Raw genomic sequence first — 23360 nt, 5'->3', positions numbered from 1 at the left:
AGGGCCGTTACGGGCGGACGGAAGGGACACGCACGGGCCCTCCGGGGGCCCGTGCGTGTCCGATTCCGTGGCAGAGCTGTTACGTGCGGCCGGCCGTCTTCTGGGTCCGGCGGGAGACCGAGTCGATCACGACGGCGGCCAGCAGCACCGCACCCGTGATCATGAACTGGATCTCGCTGGCCATGCCCAGCAGGTTCAGCCCCTGCTGGATGGACTGGATGACCAGCATGCCCAGCAGCGCCGACCAGATCTTGCCGCGGCCGCCGAAGAGGCTGGTACCGCCGATGACCGCCGCGGCGATCACGTTCATGAGCGTGTTGCCCGCGCCGAGGTTCTTCGTGGCACCGCCCTGCAGGCTGGCGATGAAGAGCCCGCCGAACACGGCGAGCATCCCGGAGATCGCGAAGACCGTGATCCGGACCTTGTCGACGTTGATGCCGGCCCGGCGGGCCGCCTCCGCGTTGCCGCCGACCGCGAAGATCTGCCGGCCGTAGCCGGTCCGGCGGACCACGAAGTCGGCGATCACCAGGACGGCCAGGAAGAGCACGAGGGCCAGCGGCAGGCCGCGCGCGCCCGCCGGCTCGTTCAGCACGTACGCGACGACGAAGGCGATCACCGCGACCACGGCGGTGCGCAGCCCCACCTCGCTCAGCGGCCGCGAGGGCAGCCCGGCGGCCTTGCGCCGCTTGGTGTCCAGCAGCAGCGAGCCCGCGTACGCCAGGACGGCGACCAGCGCCAGGCCGTACGCCGCGGCCTTGTCCTCGAAGTAGTAGCCGGTGAGGTAGGCGACCAGGCTGTCGTCCGGCGTGTTGATGGAGCCTTCACTGCCCATCAGCCAGATCTGCAGGCCGCTCCAGCCGAGGAAGCCGGCCAGGGTGACCACGAAGGCGGGCACGCCGATCTTGGCGAAGAAGAAGCCGTGCAGCGCGCCGATGAGCAGCCCGCAGGCGAGGGCGATCAGTACGGACAGCCAGTCGTTCAGGCCGTTGGTGACGCTGAGCACGGCCCAGACCGCGGCGCCCACACCGGCCACCGAGCCGACCGAGAGGTCGATCTCCCCCAGCAGCAGGACGAAGACGATGCCGACGGCCATGATGCCGAGGCCGGAGGTGTAGACCCCGATGTTGGCGAGGGAGCCGGCCGACAGGAAGCTGCTGGTCTGGAGCTGGAAGATGACCGCGATGACGATCAGACCGAGGACGACCGGCAGCGACCCCAGCTCGCCGCCGCGCATCCGCCGGGTGAAGTCGGTCCAGTAGCCCTTGAAGCCCTGCTCGCGGACGAGCAGGCGGGGGTCGACGGCGGCGGCCGGTACGGCGCTCTTCTCCACCGGCTGCTCCGCCGGGGCGCCCGCCGCGCTCTTGGTGAGGTCGCTGCTCATGACGCGCCCTGCTCCTTCTTCACCTGGTCCGTACGCGCCTTGCGGCGGGTGACGGCGTTGTCCGAGGCGCCGGTGATCGCGGCAATGATCTCTTCGTGGGAGGTGTCCGCCACGGGGAAGACGCCGTTGTTGCGGCCGAGGCGCAGCACCGCGACGCGGTCCGCGACGGCCTGTACGTCGGCCATGTTGTGGCTGATCAGGATCACGCCGTGGCCGCGCTCGCGGAGCCGCTCGACGAGGTCGAGGACCTGCGCGGTCTGCTCGACGCCGAGCGCCGCGGTGGGCTCGTCGAGGATGACGACCTTGGGGTCGCCGATCAGCGCGCGGGCGATGGCGACGACCTGGCGCTGGCCGCCGGAGAGCGCCGCGACGGGGATGCGGACGCTGGGGATGCGGATGGACAGGGTGTCCAGCAGCTCCTTGGCGCGCTTCTCCATGGCGATCTCGTCCAGGACGGAGGCGCGGCGCAGCTCGCTGCCGAGGAAGAGGTTGGCGACCACGTCGAGGTTGTCGCAGAGCGCGAGGTCCTGGTAGACGGTGGCGACGCCGAGCTCCTGGGCGTCGTGCGGCCGGTTGATGCGGACCGGGCGCCCTTCCCACTCGATGGTGCCTTCGTCGATGGGGTGGACCCCGGCGATGGTCTTGACGAGGGTCGACTTGCCGGCGCCGTTGTCGCCGACCAGGGCGACCACCTCACCGGCTTCGATCTCCAGCGTGACGTCCGTGAGCGCCTGGACGGCGCCGAACCGCTTGGAGACCGAGCGCAACGCCAGCACGGGCGCAGCGGACACGTGAATCATCTCCTTCGCCGCCTGTCGGGCGGGAATGGTGCGTACGAGGCTGCCTGGCGGCCCGCGCCTCTCGGAGCGCGGGCCGCGGCCGGGGCGGGCGCGCACCGTCCGTGCGCGGGCCGCCCGAGGGGGCTACTTGATGCCGGCTTCCTCGCAGGCCTTCTTGTAGTCCGCGGTGCAGATCTGGCTGGCCTTGTAGACCTTGTCCTTGATGATCGTGTCCTTGATGTCGTCCTTGGTCACGATCTCCGCGTCGTACAGCTTCGCGGGGATGCCCTTGACGTCACCGCTGAGGCTGTCGACCTTGTCGGGGGTGACGGAGCCGAGCTTCTCGCCCTTGAGGAGCTTGACGGCGACCTCGGCGGTGGTCTCGGCCTGCGGCTTGATCTGCTTGTAGACGGTGAAGGCCTGCTCGCCCTTCAGGATCCGCTGCAGACCGGCCAGCTCGGCGTCCTGGCCGCCGACCGGGACGTCGACCTTGCGCTGCTTCAGCGCGGTGATGATGCCGCCGGCCATGCCGTCGTTGGCGGAGTAGACGCCCTGGAAGCCGTCCTTGCCGACCGCGTCGATCGCCGAGTTCATCTTCTTGTTGGCCTCGTCCGGCGACCAGTCCGGGATGTCCTGCTCGTAGACGACCTTCTTGACCTGCTTGTCGAGGACGGCGTGCGCACCCTTCTTGAAGAAGGGGGCGTTCGGGTCGGTCGGCGAACCGTTGATCATGACAACGTTGGCGTCCTTGGCGTCGCTGCCCAGGGCCTTGACCAGGCCCTCGCCCTGGAGGCGGCCGATCTTCTCGTTGTCGTAGGAGACGTATGCCGAAATGTCGCCCTCGGCGAGGCGGTCGTACGCGACGACCTGCACGCCCTTCTTGGCGGCCTGGTTCACCCAGGACTTGGTGGCCTTGTAATCGACCGCGTCCAGGATGATGACCTTGACGCCCTGCGTGATCAGCGCGTCGAACTGCTTCTTCTGGGTCTCGGTCTCCTGCGCGGCGTTGTTGTACTTCACGACGCAGTCCGAGCAGAGCTCTTCGATCTTCTGCTCGATGAAGGGGCGGTCGAAGGTCTCGTAGCGCGTGGTCTTGTTCTCCGGCAGCAACAGACCGATGGTCTTGTTGTCACCACCGTCGTCTCCGCCACTGCCGGCCTTGCCGCAGGCGGCCACGGTCGCGGCCATGGAGACCGCGGTGGTGGCTATGACGACGCGACGCACAAATGCGTTCATGGGGATGGCCCTCCCTGACATGGCCGCGTCCTTGCGGCCGAGGTGCTTGGAGTCAACTCGGCCGCCCGCAGGGCGTCAAGGAGTAAATCCTTAACGAGATGACAACGGTGCCATCCGTTAGCTGTGTGAACTCAGAGTGCGCCTCAGCAGCGCTGAGGCACCCCGTTCGCTTCAGGCAATGGCGGGAGTGTCCTGGCCGAGCGAACCGTCCAGCAGCGTGGAGTCCCCCATCTCGCTGAGCACCAGCGCCAGCGCGCCCAGTACCTCGGCCCGGCCGCCCAGCGTGCCCGGTACGACGCTCAGCTGCCGCGCCGCGCTCGGAATGGCGTACCGGGACACCGACTCCCGTATCGGCGCCAGCACCAGCTCCCCGGCCTCGGCGAGGTCCCCGCCGAGCACCACCCGGCTGGGGTTCAGCAGGTTGCACAGGTTCGCCACGCCGCTGCCGATGTGCCGGCCGACGTCCGCGATCACCCGGCGGCAGCCCGGGTCGCCCTCGCGGGCCAGCTGGACGACGCCCGGCATGGTCAGATCCGGGCCGTGGGCCGGCTGGAGCAACGGCAGCACGTACCGGGCCGAGGCGAAGGTCTCCAGGCAGCCGCGGTTGCCGCAGCGGCACACCGGCCCCGACTCGTCCAGCGTGATGTGCCCGATCTCGCCCGCCGTGCCGCCCGGGCCGCGGTAGATCTGCCCGCTGATCACCAGCCCGGCGCCGACGCCGCTGGCCACCTTGATGTACGCGAGGTCGGCGGCGCCCCGCCCGGCGCCCCACACCAGCTCGCCGAGCGCGCCGAGGTTGGCGTCGTTGTCGACGTGCACGGGCACGCCGAGCCGGTCCGACAGCTCCTCGCCGGGGTTCGTGCCGGTCCAGCCCGGCAGGATCGCGGTCGAGCCGAGCGTCCCGGAGACCACGTCGATCGGGCCCGGTACGCCGAGGCCCACCCCGACGACCTTGGACCGGTCGATGCCGGTGGTCTCCACCAGCCGGCTGACGAGCTGCTCGGCCCGGTCGAAGCCCTCTGCGGCGGAGGCGTCCACGTCGATCGGCTCGGACTCCTCGGCGAGCACCTGGTGCGCGAGGTTGCCGACCGCGACCCGCAGGTGCGAATGGCCGAAGTCGACGCCGACCACGACCCCGGCGTCGCCGGAGAGGGAGACGCTGCGGGCCCGGCGGCCGCCCGCGGAGGTGGGCGTGACCTCGACGGTGCCGCCGTCCTTCAGTTCCCGCACGATGTTGGAGACCGTGGCCGCCGACAGCCCTGTGGTCCGGGCGATCTCCGCCTGGGTGAGCGATCCCGCCATCCGTACGGCGCGCACGACCCGCTCAAGATTGGCCCGGTGCAGCGAGGACTGCGACCCCGGAGTCTCCATCGACTCATCCACTCCCGCCTGCCGCGGGCGGCACGACGACCGCCCGCCGGCCGGGCCGCGTCAACGGGGCCCGGCTTGTCTCCAACATGTGAATCTAAGCTGAGCTGCCCGGGTCCGCTCCCGTCAAGTCCTCGACCGCAGGAGGGCGTATATCCACGCACGACGGCCGACCCTCCGCGTGGACACGCCCAGGGGCCTCCCGCCGCGCGCCGGCGGCGGAAGGCCCTCGAAGGTCCGGACGGACGGCCGGCCCGCTACTTCACCGCCCCCGCGGTCAGACCCGCGACCACCTGGCGCTGGAAGATGATGTACGCCGCGAGCACCGGCAGCATGGCGATGGTCAGGCCCGCGAACAGCCCCGACCAGTCACCCTTGTAGCCCTGGCTGACCGCCAGCGCGACCAGACCCTGGGTCAGCACCTTCTTGTCGGGGTCGCCGACGTTGAGGACCGTGGGCAGCAGGTACTGGTTCCACTGCCCCAGGAAGTTGAAGATGCCGACACTGATCAGGCCGGGCTTGGCCATCGGCAGCATCACCTGGAAGAAGGTCCTGGCGTGCGAGGCCCCGTCGATGAGCGCGGCCTCCGCCACCGACGACGGCAGCGTGCGGAAGAAGCCGCTCAGGAAGAAGACGGTGAACGGCAGCGAATAGGCGATGTAGACCAGGATCAGGCCGTGGTACGTGTCCAGCAGCGCCATGTTCTTCATGACGAAGAACAGCGGCACCAGCGCGAGGATCACGGGGAAGCCCATGCCGCCGACGAACAGGAAGTAGATGAAGCGGTTGCCGCGGAACTCGAACCGGGCGAGGACGTACGCGGCCATCGAGCCGAGCAGCATCGTGCCGACCAGCGAACCGCCCACCACGATCAGCGAGTTCGCGAAGTACTGGGCCATGTTGGCCTTTTCCCAGGCCCGCGCCCAGTTCTCGAAGTGCAGCGCGGAGGGCAGCCCCCAGGGGGAGCCGAAGATCTCCGTGTCGTCCTTGAAGGAGCTGACCACCGCCCACAGCAGCGGCATGGTGACGAGGACGCCCCAGATGACCAGCACACCGTGCGAGAAGACGTTCAGTACGCCGCCCTCGCCGCCGTTCCGCCGGGGGCCCCGGCCGTCGGCGGCGACGTGCGGCTCCGGCGCGGCCGCGCCGCCCGCTCCCGTACCGCCGGCCCGCGCGACGCCCGGCGCTGCGCCCTTCGTGACGCCCTGGAGCTCGGGGGGATCGGTCTGTGCGGTCATCAGAACTCCAGTCGCTCTCGACGGCCCAGCCGCATGACGACGGCCGCGAAGATCAGGGTGACGATGAGCAGCGAGACGCCGATCGCGGTGGCGTAGCCGGCCTGACCGTCACGGAAGGTCTTCTGGTAGACGTACAGCGGCAGTACTTCCGTCGAGTAGTCCGGGCCGCCCGGGCCGACGCTCATGATCTGCACGAACGCGAAGGCCGACACGTCCAGGGCCAGGATTCCCATGTAGATCCAGCCGGTCTGCACGGTGTCCCAGAGCAGCGGCAGGGTGATGCGGAAGAACGTGTTCGCGCGGCCCGCGCCGTCCAGCAGCGCGGCCTCGTAGAAGTCCTTCGGGATGGAGCTCATCCCGGCGGAGAAGAGGACGACGTAGAAGCCGACGTTGGCCCACACCATCGCCGCCATGACGCACCACAGCGCGAGCTGCGGGTCGCCCAGCCAGTTGGGCCGGACACCGTCCAGACCGACGGCGGAGAAGAAGGAGTTGAGCGCGCCGCTCTCCGGGTTGTACGCGAACTGGAACAGCAGGGCGACGATCGGCACCGACAGCACCTGCGGGAAGAAATAGAGAATCTTGTACGCGCCCGAACCGCGCACCCCGCCGATGACCGCCTTCTTCGTGCGGCGGCCACCGACGTTGAGCATGAACGCGAAGAACAGCGCGAGCGAAATCGTCACCACCGGCAGCAGCACCAGCAGGGTCACGCTGTTGCCCACGGCCGCCCAGAACACGCCGTCCTGGAAAAGCCGCGTGTAGTTGTCGATCCCGACCATCTCGAAATCGGGGCTCAGACCCGTCCAGTCCGTGAAGGAGTAATAGATGGCCTGCACGAACGGGGAGATCACGAAGACCGCGTAGATGGCCAGCGGAAGGACCAGGAACCCGGCGATGAAACGGTATTTACCGTGCTGCATGACGTACGATTCCGTTCTTATCCTGCGGCGGCTGCCGCTGGTGACACAGCGAATTCGTCGGTCAGCGCTTGTACTTCTTGATGCTGGCGTCCTTCCGGGTCTCGTCCGCGTACTTCTGGATCTTGTTGATGGCCTCCGCGGGCGTCATCCGGCCGGCCATCATCTCGCCGATGCAGCCGACGCCGATCTTCTCCTTCTGCAGGGCCACGTACCAGTCCTGGAGGCGCGGGTTGAGGACGTTCTTGCCCGCCTTCTCCAGGGCCGCCTGCGCGGACGACAGGCCCGGCGGGAGCGTCAGCCCCTCGGTCCCGCCGTTCAGCGAGGTGAGCGAGGAGACCTGCTTGGTGAAGTTCTTGGACGCCTTCTCCCCGAGCATGATGCGCAGCAGCTCCATGCCGCCCTCGGGGTTGTTCGCCTGCTTGGGCACGATGAACGGCTCGCCGCCGGACGCCCACAGGGTGCCGAACGGCATCTTGTCGGAGGAGTCGAGGCCGGAGGGGGCACCCACGGCGAGGTCGAAGTCGCCGGCCTTGTCGATCTGCTTGCCGGACTCGTTCTCCACCCAGGAGCCGTTGGGGATGAACAGCGCCTTGCCCTCGGCCCACGCCTTCTGCGACTGGAGGTGGTCCAGGCCCGGGCTGCCCTGGAGGATGTACCCCTTCTTGTAGAGCTCGTAGTACGCCTCGAACGCGGCGCGGACCGCGGGGTCCTTCCAGGCCCCCGGCTCCAGGTTGTCGATCCGGCGCAGCACCTCGGAGCCGCCGATCTTCGCGATGAAGGGGTAGAGGCTGAACGGCACGTAGTACGGGTACTTGCCGGGGTACGTCCAGCCCGCGACGCCCTTCTTCTTCGCCTTCGCGCAGAGCGCGAGCATGTCGTCCCAGGTCTCGGGGTACTCCGCGTCCAGCTTCTTGAGGTTGGTCCTGGAGTACCACACGCCGTAGACCGTGTAGGCGTAGTAGAGCGTCAGGATCTCCGAGCCGCCGAACTGCCCCATCTCCACGACGCCGGGCCGCAGCGTGTCGCGGACCTTCTTCTTCGGGTCGTCGATCGACGGCGCGTCGAGCAGCGGCGTCAGGTCCGTCAGCTGGTCCTTGCCGACGAGGGTGCTGAAGTCCATCTGTTCCGCACCGGAGTTGTCGACCAGGTCCGGCGGGTTGCCGCCGTTGAAACGGGGCTGCAGGGTGGACTGGATCTTCTGCGTGGAGGCGTGCTTGATCTTGCCCTTGGTCTTGGGATAAGCGGCCACGTACAGGGCCTCGGCGTCCTTGGCGTATTTCTCACCGAAACCGCCGTCGAAGATGACCACGTCCAACGGCGCGCTGTCATTGACGGCGAGCGGGTTCTTCGCGGACTTGGTGCCCTTCTCTACCTTGTCACCGCCGCCGCTGTCACCGCCGCTCGCGCACGACGCGAGCACGCCCATCGTCGGAACGGCGAACACTCCGAGCGCCACGGACCGCTTGATCAGATCGCGACGGCTGGTTTCTGAGGTGGATCCCATGCTCAAGTCCTCGCCTTCTCCAGGACTCAGGCGGTGTACCGGAGCCACCCCGGCACCGCGGGTCAGATGCAGCTGAGTTGTACGGGATGTGCACCGGGTGCGCTAGAGATACGCAGGGAAAACGTGTGGTCCCCGCTGAAGTCCCCCGGATCCGGACGGCTCGAAGCGCACAGCCATTCGGACGCCGACAGGTATAGTCCACTTCACGCGAGCGGGGCAAGATCGAAAGCAGCTTTTGCCGCCAGTCTTTCCCGAGTTGAGACCTCCCCGGCATGCACGGAAGAGGCGGGCAACATTTCCGCCACCTCATCCGGCTCCCTTGACACCAAAGGCCGCACGGCTGTTGGTTATCTCTGCACCGCAGATATGACAACGATGTCAGCAGACGATGCCGGAAGAGTGGAGAAGCTCGCGTGCGGCTCAGACACCTGCGTGGGATCAACCGCCCCGCCGCCCTGGCGGCGGCCGCCCTCCTGATCGTGACGGCCCAGGGCGCGGCAGTGGCCGCCCCCTCCGCCCCACCCGCATCCCCCGAAGCGGCACAGGAATTCAGCTCGTCCTTCGAATCGGGTGAGCCCGCGCCGGACTGGCGCGACACCGTCGAGACCACCCCCAGCGGCACCCCGAAGTCCTCCGGAGTCCGCCCCGAGAGCGGCCCGGCACCCGGCATGACCAGCCGCGTCGACACCGGCCCCACCGACTCCCCCACCGCGAAGCAGAACGCCGGCTTCACGGGGACCCGCGCGCTGCGTTACGGCGGCACCCACACCGCCGAGGGCCACGGCTACGCGTACAACAAGCTCTTCGACGTGGACGTCACGGTCGGACCTGACACCGTTCTCTCCTACAAGCTCTTCCCCGAAATGGCCGGATCCGCGCGTGACTACCGCGCCACCCAGGTCTCCGTCGACCTCGCCTTCACCGACGGCAGTTACCTCAGCGACCTGAAGCCGGCCGACGCGAGCGGCGCCCCGCTGACCCCGCAGGGCCAGGGCGCGGCCAAGACCCTCTACGTCAATCAGTGGAACGACAGGACCGCACGGATCGGAGCGGTGGCCGCCGGGAAGACGGTCGACCGCGTCCTCCTCGCGTACGACGCGCCCCGGGGCACCGGTGACTTCCGCGGCTGGCTGGACGATGTGTCGCTGGCGCCCGCGAAGCCCGAGGAGCCCCTCGCACACCTCGCCGACCACGTCTCGACCGTCCGCGGCACGCACTCCAGCGGCAGCTTCTCCCGCGGCAACACCTTCCCCGCGACCGCCGTCCCCAACGGCTTCAACTTCTGGACGCCGGTGACCAACGCCGGCTCGCAGGACTGGCTTTACGAGTACGCGCGCAAGAACAACGCCGACAACCTGCCGACCCTGCAGGCCTTCAGCGCCAGCCACGAGCCCAGCCCCTGGATGGGCGACCGGCAGACCTTCCAGGTGATGCCGTCCGCCGCGAGCGGCACCCCCGACGCCTCCCGCACCGCCCGCGCGCTCCCCTTCCACCACTCCCGTGAGACGGCGAAGCCGCACCACTACAGCGTCACCTTCGACAACGGGCTGAAGACCGAGATCGCTCCCACCGACCACGCCGCGATGATGCGGTTCACCTTTCCCGGTGCGGACGCGAGCCTGATCTTCGACAACGTCAACAACAAGGGCGGGCTGACGCTCGACACCGAGAACGGCGTGGTCACCGGCTTTTCCGACGTCAAGAGCGGGCTGTCCACCGGCGCCACCCGGATGTTCGTGTACGCGGTCTTCGACGCGCCGGTCACCGCCGGCGGCAAGCTCTCCGGAGGCGGCGGCGCCGACGTGACCGGCTATCTGCGGTTCGCGCCCGGTGCCGACCGTACGGTCACGATGCGCATCGCCACCTCGCTCATCAGCGTGGACCAGGCGAAGGACAACCTCCGCCAGGAGATCGCGGCGGACGCCTCGTTCGCCTCCGTCCGGGACCGGGCCCGCGCGCAGTGGGACGACATCCTCGGCCGCATCGAGGTCGAGGGCGCGAGCCGTGACCAGCTCACCACCCTGTACTCCAGCCTTTACCGGCTCTACCTCTACCCCAACTCCGGTTCGGAGAAGGTCGGCGGCAAGGTCCGCTACGCCAGCCCCTTCTCCCCCGCGACCGGTCCCGACACCCCCACGCACACCGGCTCGAAGATCGTCGACGGCCAGGTCCACGTCAACAACGGCTTCTGGGACACCTACCGGACCACCTGGCCCGCGTACTCCTTCCTCACCCCGGAGCGGGCCGGGAAGATGGTCGACGGCTTCGTCCAGCAGTACAAGGACGGCGGCTGGATCTCCCGCTGGTCCTCCCCCGGCTACGCGGACCTGATGACCGGCACCAGCTCCGACGTGGCGTTCGCCGACGCCTACGCCAAGGGGGTGCGCTTCGACGCGAAGGCGGCGTACGAGGCGGCGCTGAAGAACGCCACGGTCGCCCCGCCCAGCTCGGGCGTCGGCCGCAAGGGCATGAACACCTCCCCCTTCCTCGGCTACACCTCGACGAAGACCAAGGAAGGCCTGTCCTGGGCCCTGGAGGGCTACCTCAACGACTTCGGCATCGCCCGGATGGGCCAGGCGCTGTACGAGAAGACCCACGAGAAGCGCTACAAGGAGGAGTCGGCGTACTTCCTGAACCGCGCCCGGGACTACGTCAAGCTCTTCGACGACCAGGTCGGCTTCTTCCAGGGCAAGGACGAGAAGGGCAACTGGCGGCTGTCGCCGGACGCGTACGACCCGCGCGTCTGGGGCCACGACTACACCGAGACCAACGGCTGGTCCTTCGCCTTCACGGCCCCGCAGGACCTGAAGGGGCTCGCCAACCTCTACGGCGGCCGGGCGGGCCTGGCGAAGAAGCTCGACACCTACTTCGCCACGCCCGAGACCGGTACCAAGGAGTTCGCGGGCAGCTACGGCAACGTGATCCACGAGATGACGGAGGCCCGCGACACCCGGATGGGCATGTACGGCCACAGCAACCAGCCCTCGCACCACATCGCGTACGCCTACGACGCGGCCGGGCAGCCGTGGAAGACCCAGGAGAAGGTCCGCGAGGTGCTGTCCCGGCTCTACCTCGGCAGCGAGATCGGCCAGGGCTATCCGGGTGACGAGGACAACGGCGAGATGTCCGCCTGGTACGTCTTCAGCGCCCTCGGTTTCTACCCGCTGGTGATGGGTCAGCCGGAGTACGCGATCGGTTCACCGCTCTTCACGAAGGCCACCGTCCACCTGGAGAACGGCCGTGACCTGGTCATCAGGGCGCCGAAGAACAGCGCGCGGAACGTCTACGTGCAGGGCGTGAAGGTCAACGGCAAGCCGTGGAACTCGACGGCGCTGCCGCACTCCGTACTCGCCCGCGGCGGCACGCTCGACTTCGCCATGGGCCCGGAGCCGTCCCGCTGGGGCACCGGCGCGCACGCGGCCCCGACGTCGATCACCAAGGGCGACGCGGTGCCCGCCCCGGCCGGTGACGTCACCGCACCGGACGGCTCGGCGCTCTTCGACAACACCTCGGACACGTCGGCGTCCTTCGGGACGGCGGCCGCCGACCTCACGGAGGCGTCCCGCGTCACCTCGTACACGCTGACCTCGGCGGCCAGGGCCGACGCGCCGGACGGATGGGTGCTGGAGGGCTCCCGTGACGGCCGGCGGTGGACCACCGTGGACCGCCGTTCCGCCGAGAGCTTCACGTGGGACAAGCAGACCCGCGTCTTCTCGGTCGGGCATCCGGGCACGTACCGGCACTACCGTCTGGTCCCGAGCGGCCGGGCCACTCTCGCCGAGGTCGAACTGCTCTCCTGACCCCGCGCCGCGCCACAGGGCCGCACCGGCCGGAAGGAGGGTGCGGCCCTGTGCGGCTCGGGACTGCTCAGAGGAGACCGTTGAGGAGGCTGCTGAGCAGGCCGCTGCCGTAGCCGTGGCCCCAGCCGCCTCGTCCCCAGTCGCCCCAGTCGCCGCGGCCGTCGTCGCGGCCGCCGTCGTCCCGGCCCTTGCCGTCGTCCCGGCCGCCGTCGTCCTTGTCCTTGCACTTGCAGTCACGGTCGTGGTGGTGCGACGCCGTGCTGGCCGGTGCCTTCGGGGCGGCCTGGGCGACGCCGGAGACCGGGACGACGACGGCGGCGGCGAGGACGGCGGCCGCAACGGAACGGCCGATGGTCTTGCGCATGTGAATTCTCCTGTCGGCGAAGAAGTCGGACGACGCAGATCTACCGCGCCTCGCCGTCGTCACCACCATGCTCCGCGTGACTCCACTCCACCGGTCTATGCGGAAGGGCCGCACCCCGGTATCGGGGTGCGGCCCTTCCTGCTGCTACGGGCTAGCCGTTGATCACTTGCGGATCAGGCTGCGCAGCACGTACTGCATGATGCCGCCGTTGCGGTAGTAGTCGGCCTCACCGGGGGTGTCGATGCGGACCTTGGCGTCGAACTCCACGTCGCCCGCCTTGACCTTCACGGTCTCCGGGATGCCGCCGTCGTTCAGGGCGGTGATGCCGGTGATGGAGAAGGTCTCCTCGCCGGTCAGGCCCAGGGACTGGGCGGAGGCGCCCTCGGGGAACTGCAGGGGCAGGACGCCCATGCCGATCAGGTTCGAGCGGTGGATGCGCTCGTAGGACTCGGCGATGACGGCCTTGACGCCGAGGAGCGCGGTGCCCTTGGCGGCCCAGTCGCGGGAGGAGCCGGAGCCGTACTCCTTGCCGGCCAGGATGACCAGCGGGATGCCGGCCGCCTGGTAGTTCTGCGACGCGTCGTAGATGAAGGAGACCGGGCCGTCCTCCTGCGTGAAGTCACGCGTGAAGCCGCCCTCGGTGCCCGGCGCGATCTGGTTGCGCAGGCGGATGTTGGCGAAGGTGCCGCGGATCATGACCTCGTGGTTACCACGGCGGGAGCCGTAGGAGTTGAAGTCGCGACGCTCGACGCCGTGCTCGGTGAGGTACTTGCCGGCCGGGGTGTCGGCCTTGATCGCACCGGCCGGGGAGATGTGGTCGGTGGTGACCGAGTCGCCCAGCTTGGCCAGGACGCGGGCGCCCGCGATGTCCTCGACCGGGGACGGCTCCATCTGCATGCCCTCGAAGTACGGGGGCTTGCGGACGTAGGTGGACTCGGCGTCCCACTCGAAGGTGTTGCCGGTCGGGATCGGCAGCGCCTGCCACTGGGCGTCACCGGCGAAGACGTCCTCGTAGGACTTGGAGAACATGTCCTGGCCGATGGCGTTGGCGACGACGTCGTTGACCTCGGCCTCGGAGGGCCAGATGTCCTTGAGGTAGACCGGGTTGCCCTCGGTGTCGTTGCCGATGGCCTCCTCGGTGATGTTCACCTTCATGGAGCCGGCGATGGCGTACGCGACGACCAGCGGCGGGGACGCCAGGTAGTTCATCTTGACGTCGGGGTTGATCCGGCCCTCGAAGTTGCGGTTGCCGGAGAGCACCGAGGTGACGGCGAGGTCGGCCTCGTTGATCGCCTTGGAGATCTCCTCGTCCAGCGGGCCGGAGTTGCCGATGCAGGTGGTGCAGCCGTAGCCGACCAGGTTGAAGCCCAGCTTGTCCAGGTACGGGGTCAGGCCGGCCTTGTCGAAGTAGTCGGTGACGACCTTCGAGCCGGGGGCCAGGGTGGTCTTGACCCAGGGCTTGCGGGTCAGGCCCTTCTCGACCGCCTTCTTCGCCACGAGCGCCGCGGCGACCATGACGTAGGGGTTCGAGGTGTTGGTGCAGGAGGTGATCGCGGCGACGGTCACGGCGCCGTGGTCGATCTCGAAGACCGAGCCGTCGGCGGCGACGACCTGGGTCGGCTTGCTCGGCACGCCGTTGGTGCGGGCCGGCGCGTCGGAGGCCGGGAAGGACTCCTTGCCCGCCTCCTCGTCGTCCGAGACGTAGTTGCGCACGTCCTGCGCGAACTGCTCGGCGGCCTCGGCCAGGACGATGCGGTCCTGCGGGCGCTTCGGGCCGGCGATCGACGGGACGACCGTCGAGAGGTCCAGCTCCAGCTTCTCGGAGAAGTCGGGCTCGGCGGCCGGGTCGAGCCAGAGGCCCTGCTCCTTGGCGTACGCCTCGACCAGCGCGACCTGCTGCTCGCTGCGGCCGGTGAGCTTGAGGTAGTTCAGGGTCTCGTCGTCGATCGGGAAGATCGCGGCGGTGGAGCCGAACTCCGGCGACATGTTGCCGATGGTGGCGCGGTTCGCGAGCGAGGTGGCGGCGACGCCCTCACCGTAGAACTCGACGAACTTGCCGACGACACCGTGCTTGCGCAGCATCTCGGTGATGGTCAGCACCAGGTCGGTGGCGGTCGTGCCGGGCTTGAGCTCACCGGTCAGCTTGAAGCCGACCACGCGCGGGATCAGCATGGAGACCGGCTGGCCGAGCATCGCGGCCTCGGCCTCGATGCCGCCGACGCCCCAGCCCAGGACGCCCAGGCCGTTGACCATCGTGGTGTGCGAGTCGGTGCCGACGAGGGTGTCGGGGTAGGCCTGGCCGTTGCGGACCATGACCGTACGGGCCAGGTGCTCGATGTTCACCTGGTGGACGATGCCGGTACCGGGCGGGACGACCTTGAACTCGTCGAACGCGGTCTGGCCCCAGCGCAGGAACTGGTAGCGCTCCTTGTTGCGGCCGTACTCCAGCTCGACGTTCTGGGTGAACGCGTCGTGGGTGCCGAACTTGTCGGCGATGACGGAGTGGTCGATGACCAGCTCGGCCGGGGCGAGCGGGTTGATCTTCGCCGGGTCGCCGCCGAGCTCCTTGACGGCCTCACGCATGGTGGCGAGGTCCACGACGCAGGGCACGCCGGTGAAGTCCTGCATGATCACGCGGGCCGGGGTGAACTGGATCTCCTGGCTGGGCTGCGCCTGGGAGTCCCAGTTGCCCAGGGCCCGGATGTGGTCGGCGGTGATGTTCGCGCCGTCCTCGGTGCGGAGCAGGTTCTCCAGCAGCACCTTCAGGCTGTACGGGAGGCGCGCTGCGCCCTCCACCTTGTCCAGCCGGAAGATCTCGTACGACTCGTCGCCCACCTGCAGGGTGCTGCGGGCGTCGAAGCTGTTCGCCGACACGACAGTCTCCTTCATGCATGAATTCGCGCGTACCACCGCAATCCTGCCGTCACCGGCCCCAGCCGATCAGCTAAGGTAAGGCTTAGTTAGGGGAGCCTTACTAGCGCGGCAGCGGTACGCCTCTCGGCAGATATCTCGATGTCGAGATAACTCTAGTACATCGCCGCCGCGCGGTCATGCTCTGCCCACCCGCTGTCCGCTTCGCGCGCCGTGCACCCCGGTGTCCGGTTCCGCCGGGGTCGAGGGAGCGGGTGGGCCCTCACCAGGGACGGCCCGCCGGCAGGCCGGCGAGGTGGGGCGCCGAGAGATGGAGGACCTCGTAGCGGTCGGTGTCGTCGGTGCCGTCGGGGACGGTGTCCGACCAGAGGACGAAGCGCAGCAGCTGCCAGTCGCGGGGGTCGACGGCGAGGGCCGCGGTGTGGACGCCGGGGTGCCGGGCCAGCTCGTGCAGGGCGTCCGTCTCCTGTTCCAGGAGGCGGACGAGGGCCAGGCCGTCGGGGTCCGGGCCGGGGCCCGCGGGGAGGGTGGTGAGGCGGCGGGCGGCGGCGCGCGGCGGCGTCCCGCGGGCCGGGCCGGCCAGGACGGCCGCGCCCGTCCAGTGGCGTACGGCGGGGCGGCCGAAGTCGCGGACGATGTTCTGGAAGCCGCCCCCGCCGAGCAGGAAGCGGCCCATCGCGCCCGTGTCCCGCCAGAGGTAGAACGGGGCGTACTGGTTGACCGGCGAGCCGTGCACGCCGCGTTCGCGGAGCAGATACGCCTTCAGGGCCAGTCCGGCGCGGTCGTCGAGCACGTGCCCGCCGGCCGCCACCCGCTCACGGATGATGCCCATGTCGTGGCCGGCGGGCAGGGTGATCTCGTACTGCGCGGCGTACATCAGCGGCTCCCGGTGGCGGCATGGCCGGCGATCAGGGCGAGCACGCCGGTGACGGCCTGGTCGAAGGCGGCCGGCGAACCGGCGGCGCGGGCCAGGACGTAGCCGCCCTGGACCACCGCGACCACGCTCGCGGCCGTGACGGCCGGGTCCAGCTCCGCGTCCAGTTCGCCGCGCTCGCGGCCCTCGGCCAGCACCTCCGCGAGGCGGTTGCGCAGCCAGTCGAAGGTCTCGTCGACCGGTGCGCGCAGCGCCGGGTCGGCCATCACGTCCGGGTCCTGGGTGAGCCGCCCGACGGGGCAGCCCTTGAGGGTGTCGCGCTCGCGGCGCAGGTACGCGCCGACCCGGTCCAGCGCCGTACCGGGCCCGTCCAGCAGCCGCGCCACCTCGGCCCGCATCTCCCCGGCGGTCCGGCGGATGGCGGCCAGCGCGAGGTCCGGCTTGCCGCTGAAGTGGTGGTACATGCTGCCCTGGCCGGCGTTGGCGCGCCGCAGGATCGCCTTGGGGCTGGTACCGACGTAGCCGCGCTCCCACAGCAGTTCGCGGGTGCTCTCGATGAGGCGCTCCGAGGTACTGGCCGTCGCGCCGCCGGGCGGTGTGGTCTCCGGTGTCATACGGGCAGCATACATACCAGTAGGTACAGAAGTGGGAACGGATCGCACGGCTGCGGGGAGACCGCCGTGTCACGTTTCCCCGGGTGCGATCCGTCGGGGGGTGAAGCAGCCGGCAGGCCGAGCAGGCCACTGACGGAGGAGCACACCATGCAGGCACGGATGAAGAACCCTGCGGGCCCTCTTCCCCGAGACGGTGCCGGCCGTACAGCAGCTGCTGAAGGCGGCCAGGTCCGGCGGGGTGCCCGAGTCGACCCTCGAACTGGTCCACCTGCGGGCGAGCCGGATCAACGGCCGCAGCTTCTGCGTCGTCGGCGGGGCGCTCAACGCCAAGAAGGCGGGCGAGACCGACGGGCGGCTCCACGCGCGGTGGCGGCCTGGCGCGAGGCGCCGTTCTTCACGGACGCCGAACGCGCCGCGCCGGCGCTCGCCGAGGCCGCGACCCGGCTCGCCGACCGGCCGGACCCGGTGCCGGACGAGATCTGGGACGCGGCCGCCGACCACTTCGACGCGCGGCAGCTGGCGTCGATCGTCCTGATGACCGGCCTGACCAACCTCTTCCACCGGATCAACGCGGCGACGCGGCAGGCGGCCGGGCCGACCTGGTGAGCGTCAGCCGGTACCCAGCGGCCTGCCCAGGCCCGTACGGACCAGGGAGACGATCTCATCGTCCGAGAGGCCGAGGGCACGGGCCTGGGTGATCAGGCCGGCGGCGGCGTCGGTGAGGCGGGCGCGGGCGGGGGACGCCGCGCCGGTCACCACCGCGCCGCGGCCGCGCCGCAGTTCGATCAGCCCCTCCTCCTTCAGGCGCTGGTAGCCCCTCAGGACGGTGTGCACGTTGACGCCGAGGGAGCCGGCGAGGGTGCGGGCCGCGGGCAGCCGCTCCCCCGCGCGGACCGAGCCGTCGGCTATCGCGCCGCGTACGGAAGCGGCGATCTGGTCGCCCAGCGGTACGGAGGAGGCCGGGTCGATACGGACGAGCATCAGGCAGCACCCTCCGGGCCGTCCGCGCGGTCGACGAGGGTGTTCAGCAGGGCGGCTGCGGTGGCCGCGTCGCCGACCGTCACCACGAACTCCTTGCCGCCCGCCAGCCGCAGGGACAGCGCCTCGCCGGACCGGAGGACGAAGCCGCTGCTGCCGGGCCGCATCCGGTAGCCCCAGCCGCCGAACTCCCGCAGCGCGGCGATCTCCCGGCTGTCGGCCTCCCGGATGCGCGTCAGCGGTATGCGCATCCGGGGGTACGGGAGGAACGGCGGGGTGACGGTGAGGCCCCGGCGGTCGGCGGTGACCCGCAGTCCGGCGAGCGGGAGGACGACCAGCGCGCCGAGCATCAGCCCCGGCGCCGCCGACCAGCCGACGGCCGGGCCCATGACCAGGCCGGCGAGGAGGAGCGCCAGGCCGAGGGCGTACAGCAACGGCGAGCTGATCGTCCGGGACCAGCCGGCGACCTCGGAGTCGGCGAGGGCGAGGCGGGGCGCGCCGCCGCGGACGCCGTCGTCCGGCAGCGGTGCGTCCTTGCCGGCCAGCAGCCAGCCGAGCACGCCGGCCGCCGCGCCGGCGCCGAGGACCGCGGCGATCTGCCACGGCGGGAGGGCGGCCGCGGCCTCGTCCCCGCCGGCCGCCGCGTTGACGTGGAGCGTGACCGTGAAGGCGTATCCCAGCACGCCGGCGAGGGCGTAGCCGAGGGTGATGACGGCGCGGGCCTGTCCGGGCGCGGAGCCCGGGCGCCGGTCCGGGGCGGGCGCCGGGCGCCGGTCCGCGCCCGGTACGCCGTCCGCACGAACCCCCTCCGCCGTTCGCCGGGCGGCGCCCCTACGCCGTCCGGCCGTCGGCACGAGGACGAGGAGCCCGAAAACTGCGCCGAATACGAGGAGCAGGCCGAGCCCGACGGAGAGGAAGCCGCCGGCCGAGGAGAAGCCGTCGGCGTGTCCGTCGGCGCGGAAGTGCGTGGCCAGCGTGTCGGGCAGCCGTTCGGCGAGCCTTCCGTACGCCGTTGCGACGATTGCGGCGGCCACCGGAAAGGGTGCCGTCGCGACGATCGCCCGCCGGACGGCAGCGCCCTTGCCCGTGCCCCCTGCGTCACCCTGCTGTCCTGCGGCGATTCCCCCGTGACCGGCCATGTCAGGACTCCCCCTCCTGTGCGTCCGCAGGCGTCGCGGCACTCCTGTCACTGCCGCCGTACGGCCTATTGTTTGCATAGTAGTAGAACAAGAGGTGATTGAACATCCATCTCATATCTGAGATACCGTTCTCCTCATGGCAGACGACTACCTCGTACGCATCGGCAAGCTCATCCGTGATGCCCGCCAACACCGGGGCTGGACACAGACGCAGCTGGCAGAGGCGCTCGGCACCAGCCAGAGCGCGGTGAACCGCATCGAGCGCGGTAATCAGAACATCAGCCTTGAGATGATCGCCCGAATCGGCGAGGCGCTCGACAGTGAAATCGTCTCCCTGGGGTACGCAGGACCCATGCACCTCCGCGTCGTCGGCGGCAGGCAGCTGTCCGGCAGCATCGACGTCAAGACGAGCAAGAACGCCTGTGTGGCCTTGCTCTGCGCGACGCTGCTGAACGCCGGCCGCACCACACTGCGCCGCGTCGCCCGGATCGAGGAGGTCTACCGCATCCTCGAAGTGCTGGGCTCGATCGGCGTCCGTACGCGCTGGATCAACGACGGCAACGACCTGGAGGTCGTCCCGCCCGCCGAGCTGGACCTCGACTCCATGGACACCGAGGCGGCCCGGCGCACCCGCAGCGTCATCATGTTCCTGGGTCCGCTGCTGCACCGCATGGACCACTTCAAGATCCCCTACGCGGGCGGCTGCGACCTCGGCACCCGTACGGTCACCCCGCACATGACCGCGCTGCGCCACTTCGGCCTGGAGGTCACCGCCACCGAGGGCACGTACCACGCGCACGTCGACCGGGCCGTGGCGCCCAAGCGCGCGATCGTGCTGACCGAGCGCGGCGACACCGTCACCGAGAACGCGCTGCTCGCCGCGGCCCGGCACGACGGCGTCACGGTCATCCGCAACGCCTCCTCCAACTACATGGTCCAGGACCTGTGCTTCTTCCTGGAGCAGCTGGGCGTACGGGTCGAGGGCATCGGCACCACCACCCTCACCGTGCACGGCGTCGCGCACATCGACCGGGACGTGGACTACGCGCCGTCGGAGGACCCGGTCGAGGCGATGAGCCTGCTGGCCGCCGCCGTGGTCACCGAGTCCGAACTGACGATCCGCCGGGTTCCGGTGGAGTTCCTGGAGATCGAGCTCGCGGTCCTGGAGGAGATGGGCCTGGACCACGAGCGCAGCGAGGAGTACACCGCCGACAACGGCCGTACCCGGCTGATCGACCTCACCGTCCGCCCCTCCAAGCTCAGCGCCCCGATCGACAAGATCCACCCGATGCCGTTCCCGGGCCTGAACATCGACAACGTGCCGTTCTTCGCGGCGATCGCGGCCAGCGCCCAGGGCCAGACCCTCATCCACGACTGGGTGTACGACAACCGCGCGATCTACCTGACGGACCTCAACCGCCTCGGCGCCCAGGTCAAGCTGCTCGACCCGCACCGTGTCCTGGTCGACGGCCCGACCCGCTGGCGCTCGGCGGAGATGATGTGCCCGCCGGCCCTGCGCCCCGCCGTCGTCGTCCTCCTCGCGATGATGGCCGCCGAGGGCACGTCCGTCCTCCGCAACGTCTACGTCATCAACCGGGGTTACGAAGACCTCGCCGAGCGCCTGAACTCCCTGGGCGCCCAGATCGAGATCTTCCGGGACATCTGAGTGGCGGCTGCGGTCCAGGGGCCCCGGCCCGCGGCACCCGGGCGCGTCCCGCACGCGCCCGGGTGCTCGCGGGATGAGGACTTCTTCATCTCCGGCTCATCGTGACGGTGCGGTACGTCCCGCAGGCTCGTCGCCATGGCCTTCTCGCAACGCATGGCGGCGCTCGCCGCGGTCGTGGCGATACCGCTCGGTATCGCGGCGACCAGCTACGCCCTCACCGACAGCCCGGAATCCCCCAAGGTTCCCCCGAAGGTCGAGCTGGACAGCGGTTCCCCGTCGGCCGGCCCGACGCGTCCGGAGCCGGCGCCCAGCGACGAGGTGGTCCCGCGGCCCCCGGTGAGCGACGACAGCTCCGGGCACACCTCCCACGAGCCGGCCGACGATGCCTCCGATGACGGCGCCGACGACTCCTCCGACGACGGTGACGACCGCGGTGCCGGAGACCGTGACGACGGATGACGCGGCACCGCGCAGGCGCATATCCGCCCGCGTCCGCATCCTGCTCTGGCTCCTGGTGGTGATGGCCGTCGCGCTCACCGCCGTGGCCGCCACCACCCGTTCCATCCTGCTGCGCGACGTGGAGCACCGGATCACCCGGCTGCTCGCGCAGGAGACGGGCGAGTTCGCGCACTTCGAGGAACAGGGCTTCGACCCGGAGACCGGCCGCAGGTTCACCGAACCCGACCGGCTGCTCCGGGTCTTCCTGGCACGGCAGTACGCCGACGCCGACGAGGAACTGATCGGCCTGGTACGGCGGGCGGGCCGCGACCCCGCGAAGCTGGTCCAGCCGCGCGAGATCCCCACCGGGCGGCCGCTGCGCGACGACGCCGCGGCCCGCCGGGCCATCTTCGCCGCCGAGGGGCCGACCGGCACCCTGCACCGCGCCGGCGGTGAGATCCGCTGGGCCAAGGTCGACGTCGCCCGGCACGGTGACAGCCCCGAGGCCGCCTTCGTCGTCGCCTTCCACCCGGAACGCGAACGCGCCAAGGCCGACGAGGTGTTCCGGATCCTGCTCGCCATCTCGGGAGTCGCCCTGCTGATGACGACCGGCATCGGCTGGGCCGTCGCCGGCCGCATACTCAAGCCCGTACGGGTGGTGCGCACCGCCGCAGCGCAGCTCACCGAGCAGGATCTGACCCGGCGGATCCCCGTGCAGGGACGGGACGACATCGCCGCGCTGGCCGACACGTTCAACGGGATGCTGGACCGCCTGGAGCGCGCCTTCGCCGCGCAGCGCGAGTTCGTCGACGACGCGGGGCACGAACTGCGCACCCCCATCACGATCGTGCGCGGCCACCTGGAGCTGATGGGGGACGATCCGGCCGAGCGCGAGGAGACCGTACGCCTGGTCACCGACGAGCTGGACCGGATGAGCCGGATCGTCGAGGACCTGCTGCTCCTCGCCAAGGCCGAGCGGCCGGACTTCGTGAGCCCGGAGCCGGTGCAGCTCGCCGAGCTCACCGCCGACGTCTTCGTCAAGGCCCGTACGCTGGGCGAGCGCCGCTGGGTGCTGGACGGGGTCGCCGACCGCGCGGCCCGGCTGGATCCGCAGCGCATCACCCAGGCGATGGTGCAGCTCGCGCAGAACGCCGTGCAGCACACCACGCAGGGGCAGACGATCCGGATCGGCTCGCGCGCCGTGGGCCGCCGCGTCGAACTGTACGTCGCCGACTCGGGCCCCGGCGTGCAGCCGCAGGACGCCGCGGTGATCTTCGAGCGGTTCCGGCGCGGTACGGCCCGCCGCGGGGCACGTACCAGCGGGGCCGGGCTCGGCCTGGCCATCGTCCGCGCGATCGCCGAGGGCCACCGGGGCCGGGTCCGGCTGCACGGCACCGAGGGCGGCGGGGCCACCTTCGTCCTGGAGATCGAGGACGCCGAGAAGAACACGGAGAGGAACGGGGCGGACAGTTGAAGCGGATACTCATCGTCGAGGACGAGGAGCGGATCGCCTCGTTCGTCGAGAAGGGCCTGCGCGCCAACGGCTTCACCACGACGGTCGTCGGCGACGGCGACGAGGCCTACGAGTACGCGCTCACCGGCGGCTTCGACCTGATGGTGCTCGACATCGGGCTGCCGGGCCGGGACGGCTTCACCGTACTGCGGCAGCTGCGCGAGGACCGGGTCACCGTGCCGGTCATCGTGCTCACCGCACGCGACTCCGTACGGGACACGGTGGCGGGCCTGGAGGGCGGCGCCGACGACTGGATGACCAAGCCGTTCCGCTTCGAGGAACTGCTCGCCCGGGTGCGGCTGCGGCTGCGCACGGCGGCGCGGGCGCCCGAGGTGACGGTGCTGCGCAGCGGCGGACTGACGCTCGACCTGCGGACCCGGCGGGCGCGTTCGGGCGACCGGCTGGTGGACCTGACCGCCCGGGAGTTCGTGCTGCTGGAACTGTTCCTGCGCCACCCTGGGCAGGTCCTCTCGCGCGAGCAGATCCTCTCCCACGTCTGGGGCTACGACTTCGACCCCGGCTCCAACATCGTGGACGTCTACGTACGGGCGCTGCGCAAGAAGCTGGGCGCCGAGCGGGTGGAGACGGTACGCGGGATGGGGTACCGGCTGCCCGCGTGAAGTTCCCTTCATGTACGGCTCATCGATGACTCACGGCACCGCCCGACGCTGTGA

At 70.1% G+C, this 23360-nt stretch carries 18 protein-coding genes and 1 pseudogene; 6 read left to right on the top strand and 13 right to left on the bottom strand.

The window, feature by feature from the left end; all coding sequences use genetic code 11:
* Positions 1–79 precede the first annotated feature (79 nt).
* The 7 genes from AAC944_RS27675 to ngcE form a co-directional block, all read right to left on the bottom strand.
* Positions 80–1381: a sugar ABC transporter permease gene (locus AAC944_RS27675; protein ID WP_030622473.1), complete on the bottom strand. Its 1302-nt coding sequence runs from the start codon at positions 1379–1381 to the stop codon at positions 80–82.
* Entirely contained in the window at positions 1378–2181 is an 804-nt protein-coding gene (locus AAC944_RS27670; RefSeq protein ID WP_030261182.1) for an ATP-binding cassette domain-containing protein, read from the bottom strand. The genes AAC944_RS27675 and AAC944_RS27670 overlap by 4 nt, the downstream gene beginning before the upstream one ends.
* Positions 2182–2304: 123 nt before the next feature.
* Positions 2305–3396 (bottom strand): substrate-binding domain-containing protein, encoded by a 1092-nt coding sequence (locus AAC944_RS27665; RefSeq protein ID WP_030622476.1) that lies wholly within the window; start codon positions 3394–3396, stop codon positions 2305–2307.
* Positions 3397–3567: 171 nt separating this feature from the next.
* Positions 3568–4767 (bottom strand): ROK family transcriptional regulator, encoded by a 1200-nt coding sequence (locus tag AAC944_RS27660; RefSeq protein WP_030622477.1) that lies wholly within the window; start codon positions 4765–4767, stop codon positions 3568–3570.
* Between the two features lie 254 nt (positions 4768–5021).
* Positions 5022–6002: a carbohydrate ABC transporter permease gene (locus AAC944_RS27655; RefSeq protein WP_030622479.1), complete on the bottom strand. Its 981-nt coding sequence runs from the start codon at positions 6000–6002 to the stop codon at positions 5022–5024.
* Positions 6002–6925: a carbohydrate ABC transporter permease gene (locus tag AAC944_RS27650; protein WP_030622481.1), complete on the bottom strand. Its 924-nt coding sequence runs from the start codon at positions 6923–6925 to the stop codon at positions 6002–6004. Before AAC944_RS27650 ends, AAC944_RS27655 begins: the two co-directional genes overlap by 1 nt.
* A gap of 61 nt (positions 6926–6986) precedes the next feature.
* Positions 6987–8429: an N-acetylglucosamine/diacetylchitobiose ABC transporter substrate-binding protein gene (ngcE, locus tag AAC944_RS27645; protein ID WP_030622483.1), complete on the bottom strand. Its 1443-nt coding sequence runs from the start codon at positions 8427–8429 to the stop codon at positions 6987–6989.
* A gap of 413 nt (positions 8430–8842) precedes the next feature.
* On the opposite strand from ngcE, the gene AAC944_RS27640 reads away from it, so the two are divergent.
* Positions 8843–12229, top strand: a complete 3387-nt coding sequence (locus AAC944_RS27640; RefSeq protein WP_030622485.1) for a GH92 family glycosyl hydrolase — start codon at positions 8843–8845, stop codon at positions 12227–12229.
* Positions 12230–12296: 67 nt separating this feature from the next.
* Here the strand turns inward: AAC944_RS27640 and AAC944_RS27635 are convergent, their stop codons facing one another.
* The 4 genes from AAC944_RS27635 to AAC944_RS27620 form a co-directional block, all read right to left on the bottom strand.
* Positions 12297–12593, bottom strand: a complete 297-nt coding sequence (locus AAC944_RS27635; RefSeq protein WP_051872293.1) for a hypothetical protein — start codon at positions 12591–12593, stop codon at positions 12297–12299.
* Between the two features lie 162 nt (positions 12594–12755).
* On the bottom strand, positions 12756–15467 hold the full coding sequence (acnA, locus tag AAC944_RS27630; protein WP_030622489.1) for an aconitate hydratase AcnA: 2712 nt from the start codon (positions 15465–15467) through the stop codon (positions 12756–12758).
* A gap of 259 nt (positions 15468–15726) precedes the next feature.
* Complete coding sequence (locus tag AAC944_RS27625) at positions 15727–16341, bottom strand: DUF4865 family protein (protein ID WP_030622490.1); 615 nt, start codon at positions 16339–16341, stop codon at positions 15727–15729.
* Entirely contained in the window at positions 16341–16952 is a 612-nt protein-coding gene (locus AAC944_RS27620; RefSeq protein ID WP_051872294.1) for a TetR/AcrR family transcriptional regulator, read from the bottom strand. The genes AAC944_RS27625 and AAC944_RS27620 overlap by 1 nt, the downstream gene beginning before the upstream one ends.
* A gap of 147 nt (positions 16953–17099) precedes the next feature.
* Between AAC944_RS27620 and AAC944_RS27615 the strand changes: the two are divergent.
* Positions 17100–17558: pseudogene (locus AAC944_RS27615) on the top strand (carboxymuconolactone decarboxylase family protein).
* Between the two features lie 3 nt (positions 17559–17561).
* On the opposite strand, the gene AAC944_RS27610 reads toward AAC944_RS27615, so the two are convergent.
* The gene (locus AAC944_RS27610; protein WP_030622495.1) at positions 17562–17933 is read right to left on the bottom strand and encodes a GntR family transcriptional regulator; all 372 of its coding nucleotides are present in this window, start codon (positions 17931–17933) and stop codon (positions 17562–17564) included.
* Positions 17933–19069 (bottom strand): DUF1648 domain-containing protein, encoded by a 1137-nt coding sequence (locus AAC944_RS27605; protein WP_051872295.1) that lies wholly within the window; start codon positions 19067–19069, stop codon positions 17933–17935. Before AAC944_RS27605 ends, AAC944_RS27610 begins: the two co-directional genes overlap by 1 nt.
* Before the next feature lie 136 nt (positions 19070–19205).
* Between AAC944_RS27605 and AAC944_RS27600 the strand changes: the two genes are divergently transcribed.
* The 4 genes from AAC944_RS27600 (at position 19206) to AAC944_RS27585 (ending at position 23306) form a co-directional block, all read left to right on the top strand.
* Positions 19206–20735 (top strand): helix-turn-helix domain-containing protein, encoded by a 1530-nt coding sequence (locus AAC944_RS27600; protein ID WP_030622499.1) that lies wholly within the window; start codon positions 19206–19208, stop codon positions 20733–20735.
* A 135-nt stretch (positions 20736–20870) separates the two neighbouring features.
* Positions 20871–21194, top strand: coding sequence for a hypothetical protein (locus tag AAC944_RS27595; RefSeq protein ID WP_030622501.1), 324 nt, complete (start codon positions 20871–20873; stop codon positions 21192–21194).
* A complete protein-coding gene (locus tag AAC944_RS27590; protein WP_078888908.1) occupies positions 21181–22647 on the top strand; it encodes a sensor histidine kinase in 1467 nt (488 codons plus the stop codon). Before AAC944_RS27595 ends, AAC944_RS27590 begins: the two co-directional genes overlap by 14 nt.
* A complete protein-coding gene (locus AAC944_RS27585; RefSeq protein ID WP_030622503.1) occupies positions 22644–23306 on the top strand; it encodes a response regulator transcription factor in 663 nt (220 codons plus the stop codon). The genes AAC944_RS27590 and AAC944_RS27585 overlap by 4 nt, the downstream gene beginning before the upstream one ends.
* The last annotated feature ends 54 nt before the right edge of the window (positions 23307–23360 follow it).

Source organism: Streptomyces sclerotialus (assembly GCF_040907265.1).
Classification (GTDB): Bacteria; Actinomycetota; Actinomycetes; order Streptomycetales; family Streptomycetaceae; genus Streptomyces; species Streptomyces sclerotialus.
Note: the sequence above shows the minus strand (reverse complement) of the source record. Positions and strands in the feature narration are given on the sequence as shown.

Excerpts from the sequence above, each read along its gene's own strand:
- AAC944_RS27655 (WP_030622479.1), bottom strand. The coding sequence starts at position 6,002 with ATGACCGCACAGACCGATCCCCCCGAGCTCCAGGGCGTCACGAAGGGC.
- AAC944_RS27675 (WP_030622473.1), bottom strand. The coding sequence starts at position 1,381 with ATGAGCAGCGACCTCACCAAGAGCGCGGCGGGCGCCCCGGCGGAGCAG.
- AAC944_RS27625 (WP_030622490.1), bottom strand. The coding sequence starts at position 16,341 with ATGTACGCCGCGCAGTACGAGATCACCCTGCCCGCCGGCCACGACATG.
- AAC944_RS27650 (WP_030622481.1), bottom strand. The coding sequence starts at position 6,925 with ATGCAGCACGGTAAATACCGTTTCATCGCCGGGTTCCTGGTCCTTCCG.
- AAC944_RS27595 (WP_030622501.1), top strand. The coding sequence starts at position 20,871 with ATGGCCTTCTCGCAACGCATGGCGGCGCTCGCCGCGGTCGTGGCGATA.
- AAC944_RS27610 (WP_030622495.1), bottom strand. The coding sequence starts at position 17,933 with ATGCTCGTCCGTATCGACCCGGCCTCCTCCGTACCGCTGGGCGACCAG.
- AAC944_RS27670 (WP_030261182.1), bottom strand. The coding sequence starts at position 2,181 with ATGATTCACGTGTCCGCTGCGCCCGTGCTGGCGTTGCGCTCGGTCTCC.
- AAC944_RS27665 (WP_030622476.1), bottom strand. The coding sequence starts at position 3,396 with ATGAACGCATTTGTGCGTCGCGTCGTCATAGCCACCACCGCGGTCTCC.
- AAC944_RS27635 (WP_051872293.1), bottom strand. The coding sequence starts at position 12,593 with ATGCGCAAGACCATCGGCCGTTCCGTTGCGGCCGCCGTCCTCGCCGCC.
- ngcE (WP_030622483.1), bottom strand. The coding sequence starts at position 8,429 with ATGGGATCCACCTCAGAAACCAGCCGTCGCGATCTGATCAAGCGGTCC.
- AAC944_RS27600 (WP_030622499.1), top strand. The coding sequence starts at position 19,206 with ATGGCAGACGACTACCTCGTACGCATCGGCAAGCTCATCCGTGATGCC.
- AAC944_RS27620 (WP_051872294.1), bottom strand. The coding sequence starts at position 16,952 with ATGACACCGGAGACCACACCGCCCGGCGGCGCGACGGCCAGTACCTCG.
- AAC944_RS27660 (WP_030622477.1), bottom strand. The coding sequence starts at position 4,767 with ATGGAGACTCCGGGGTCGCAGTCCTCGCTGCACCGGGCCAATCTTGAG.
- AAC944_RS27605 (WP_051872295.1), bottom strand. The coding sequence starts at position 19,069 with ATGGCCGGTCACGGGGGAATCGCCGCAGGACAGCAGGGTGACGCAGGG.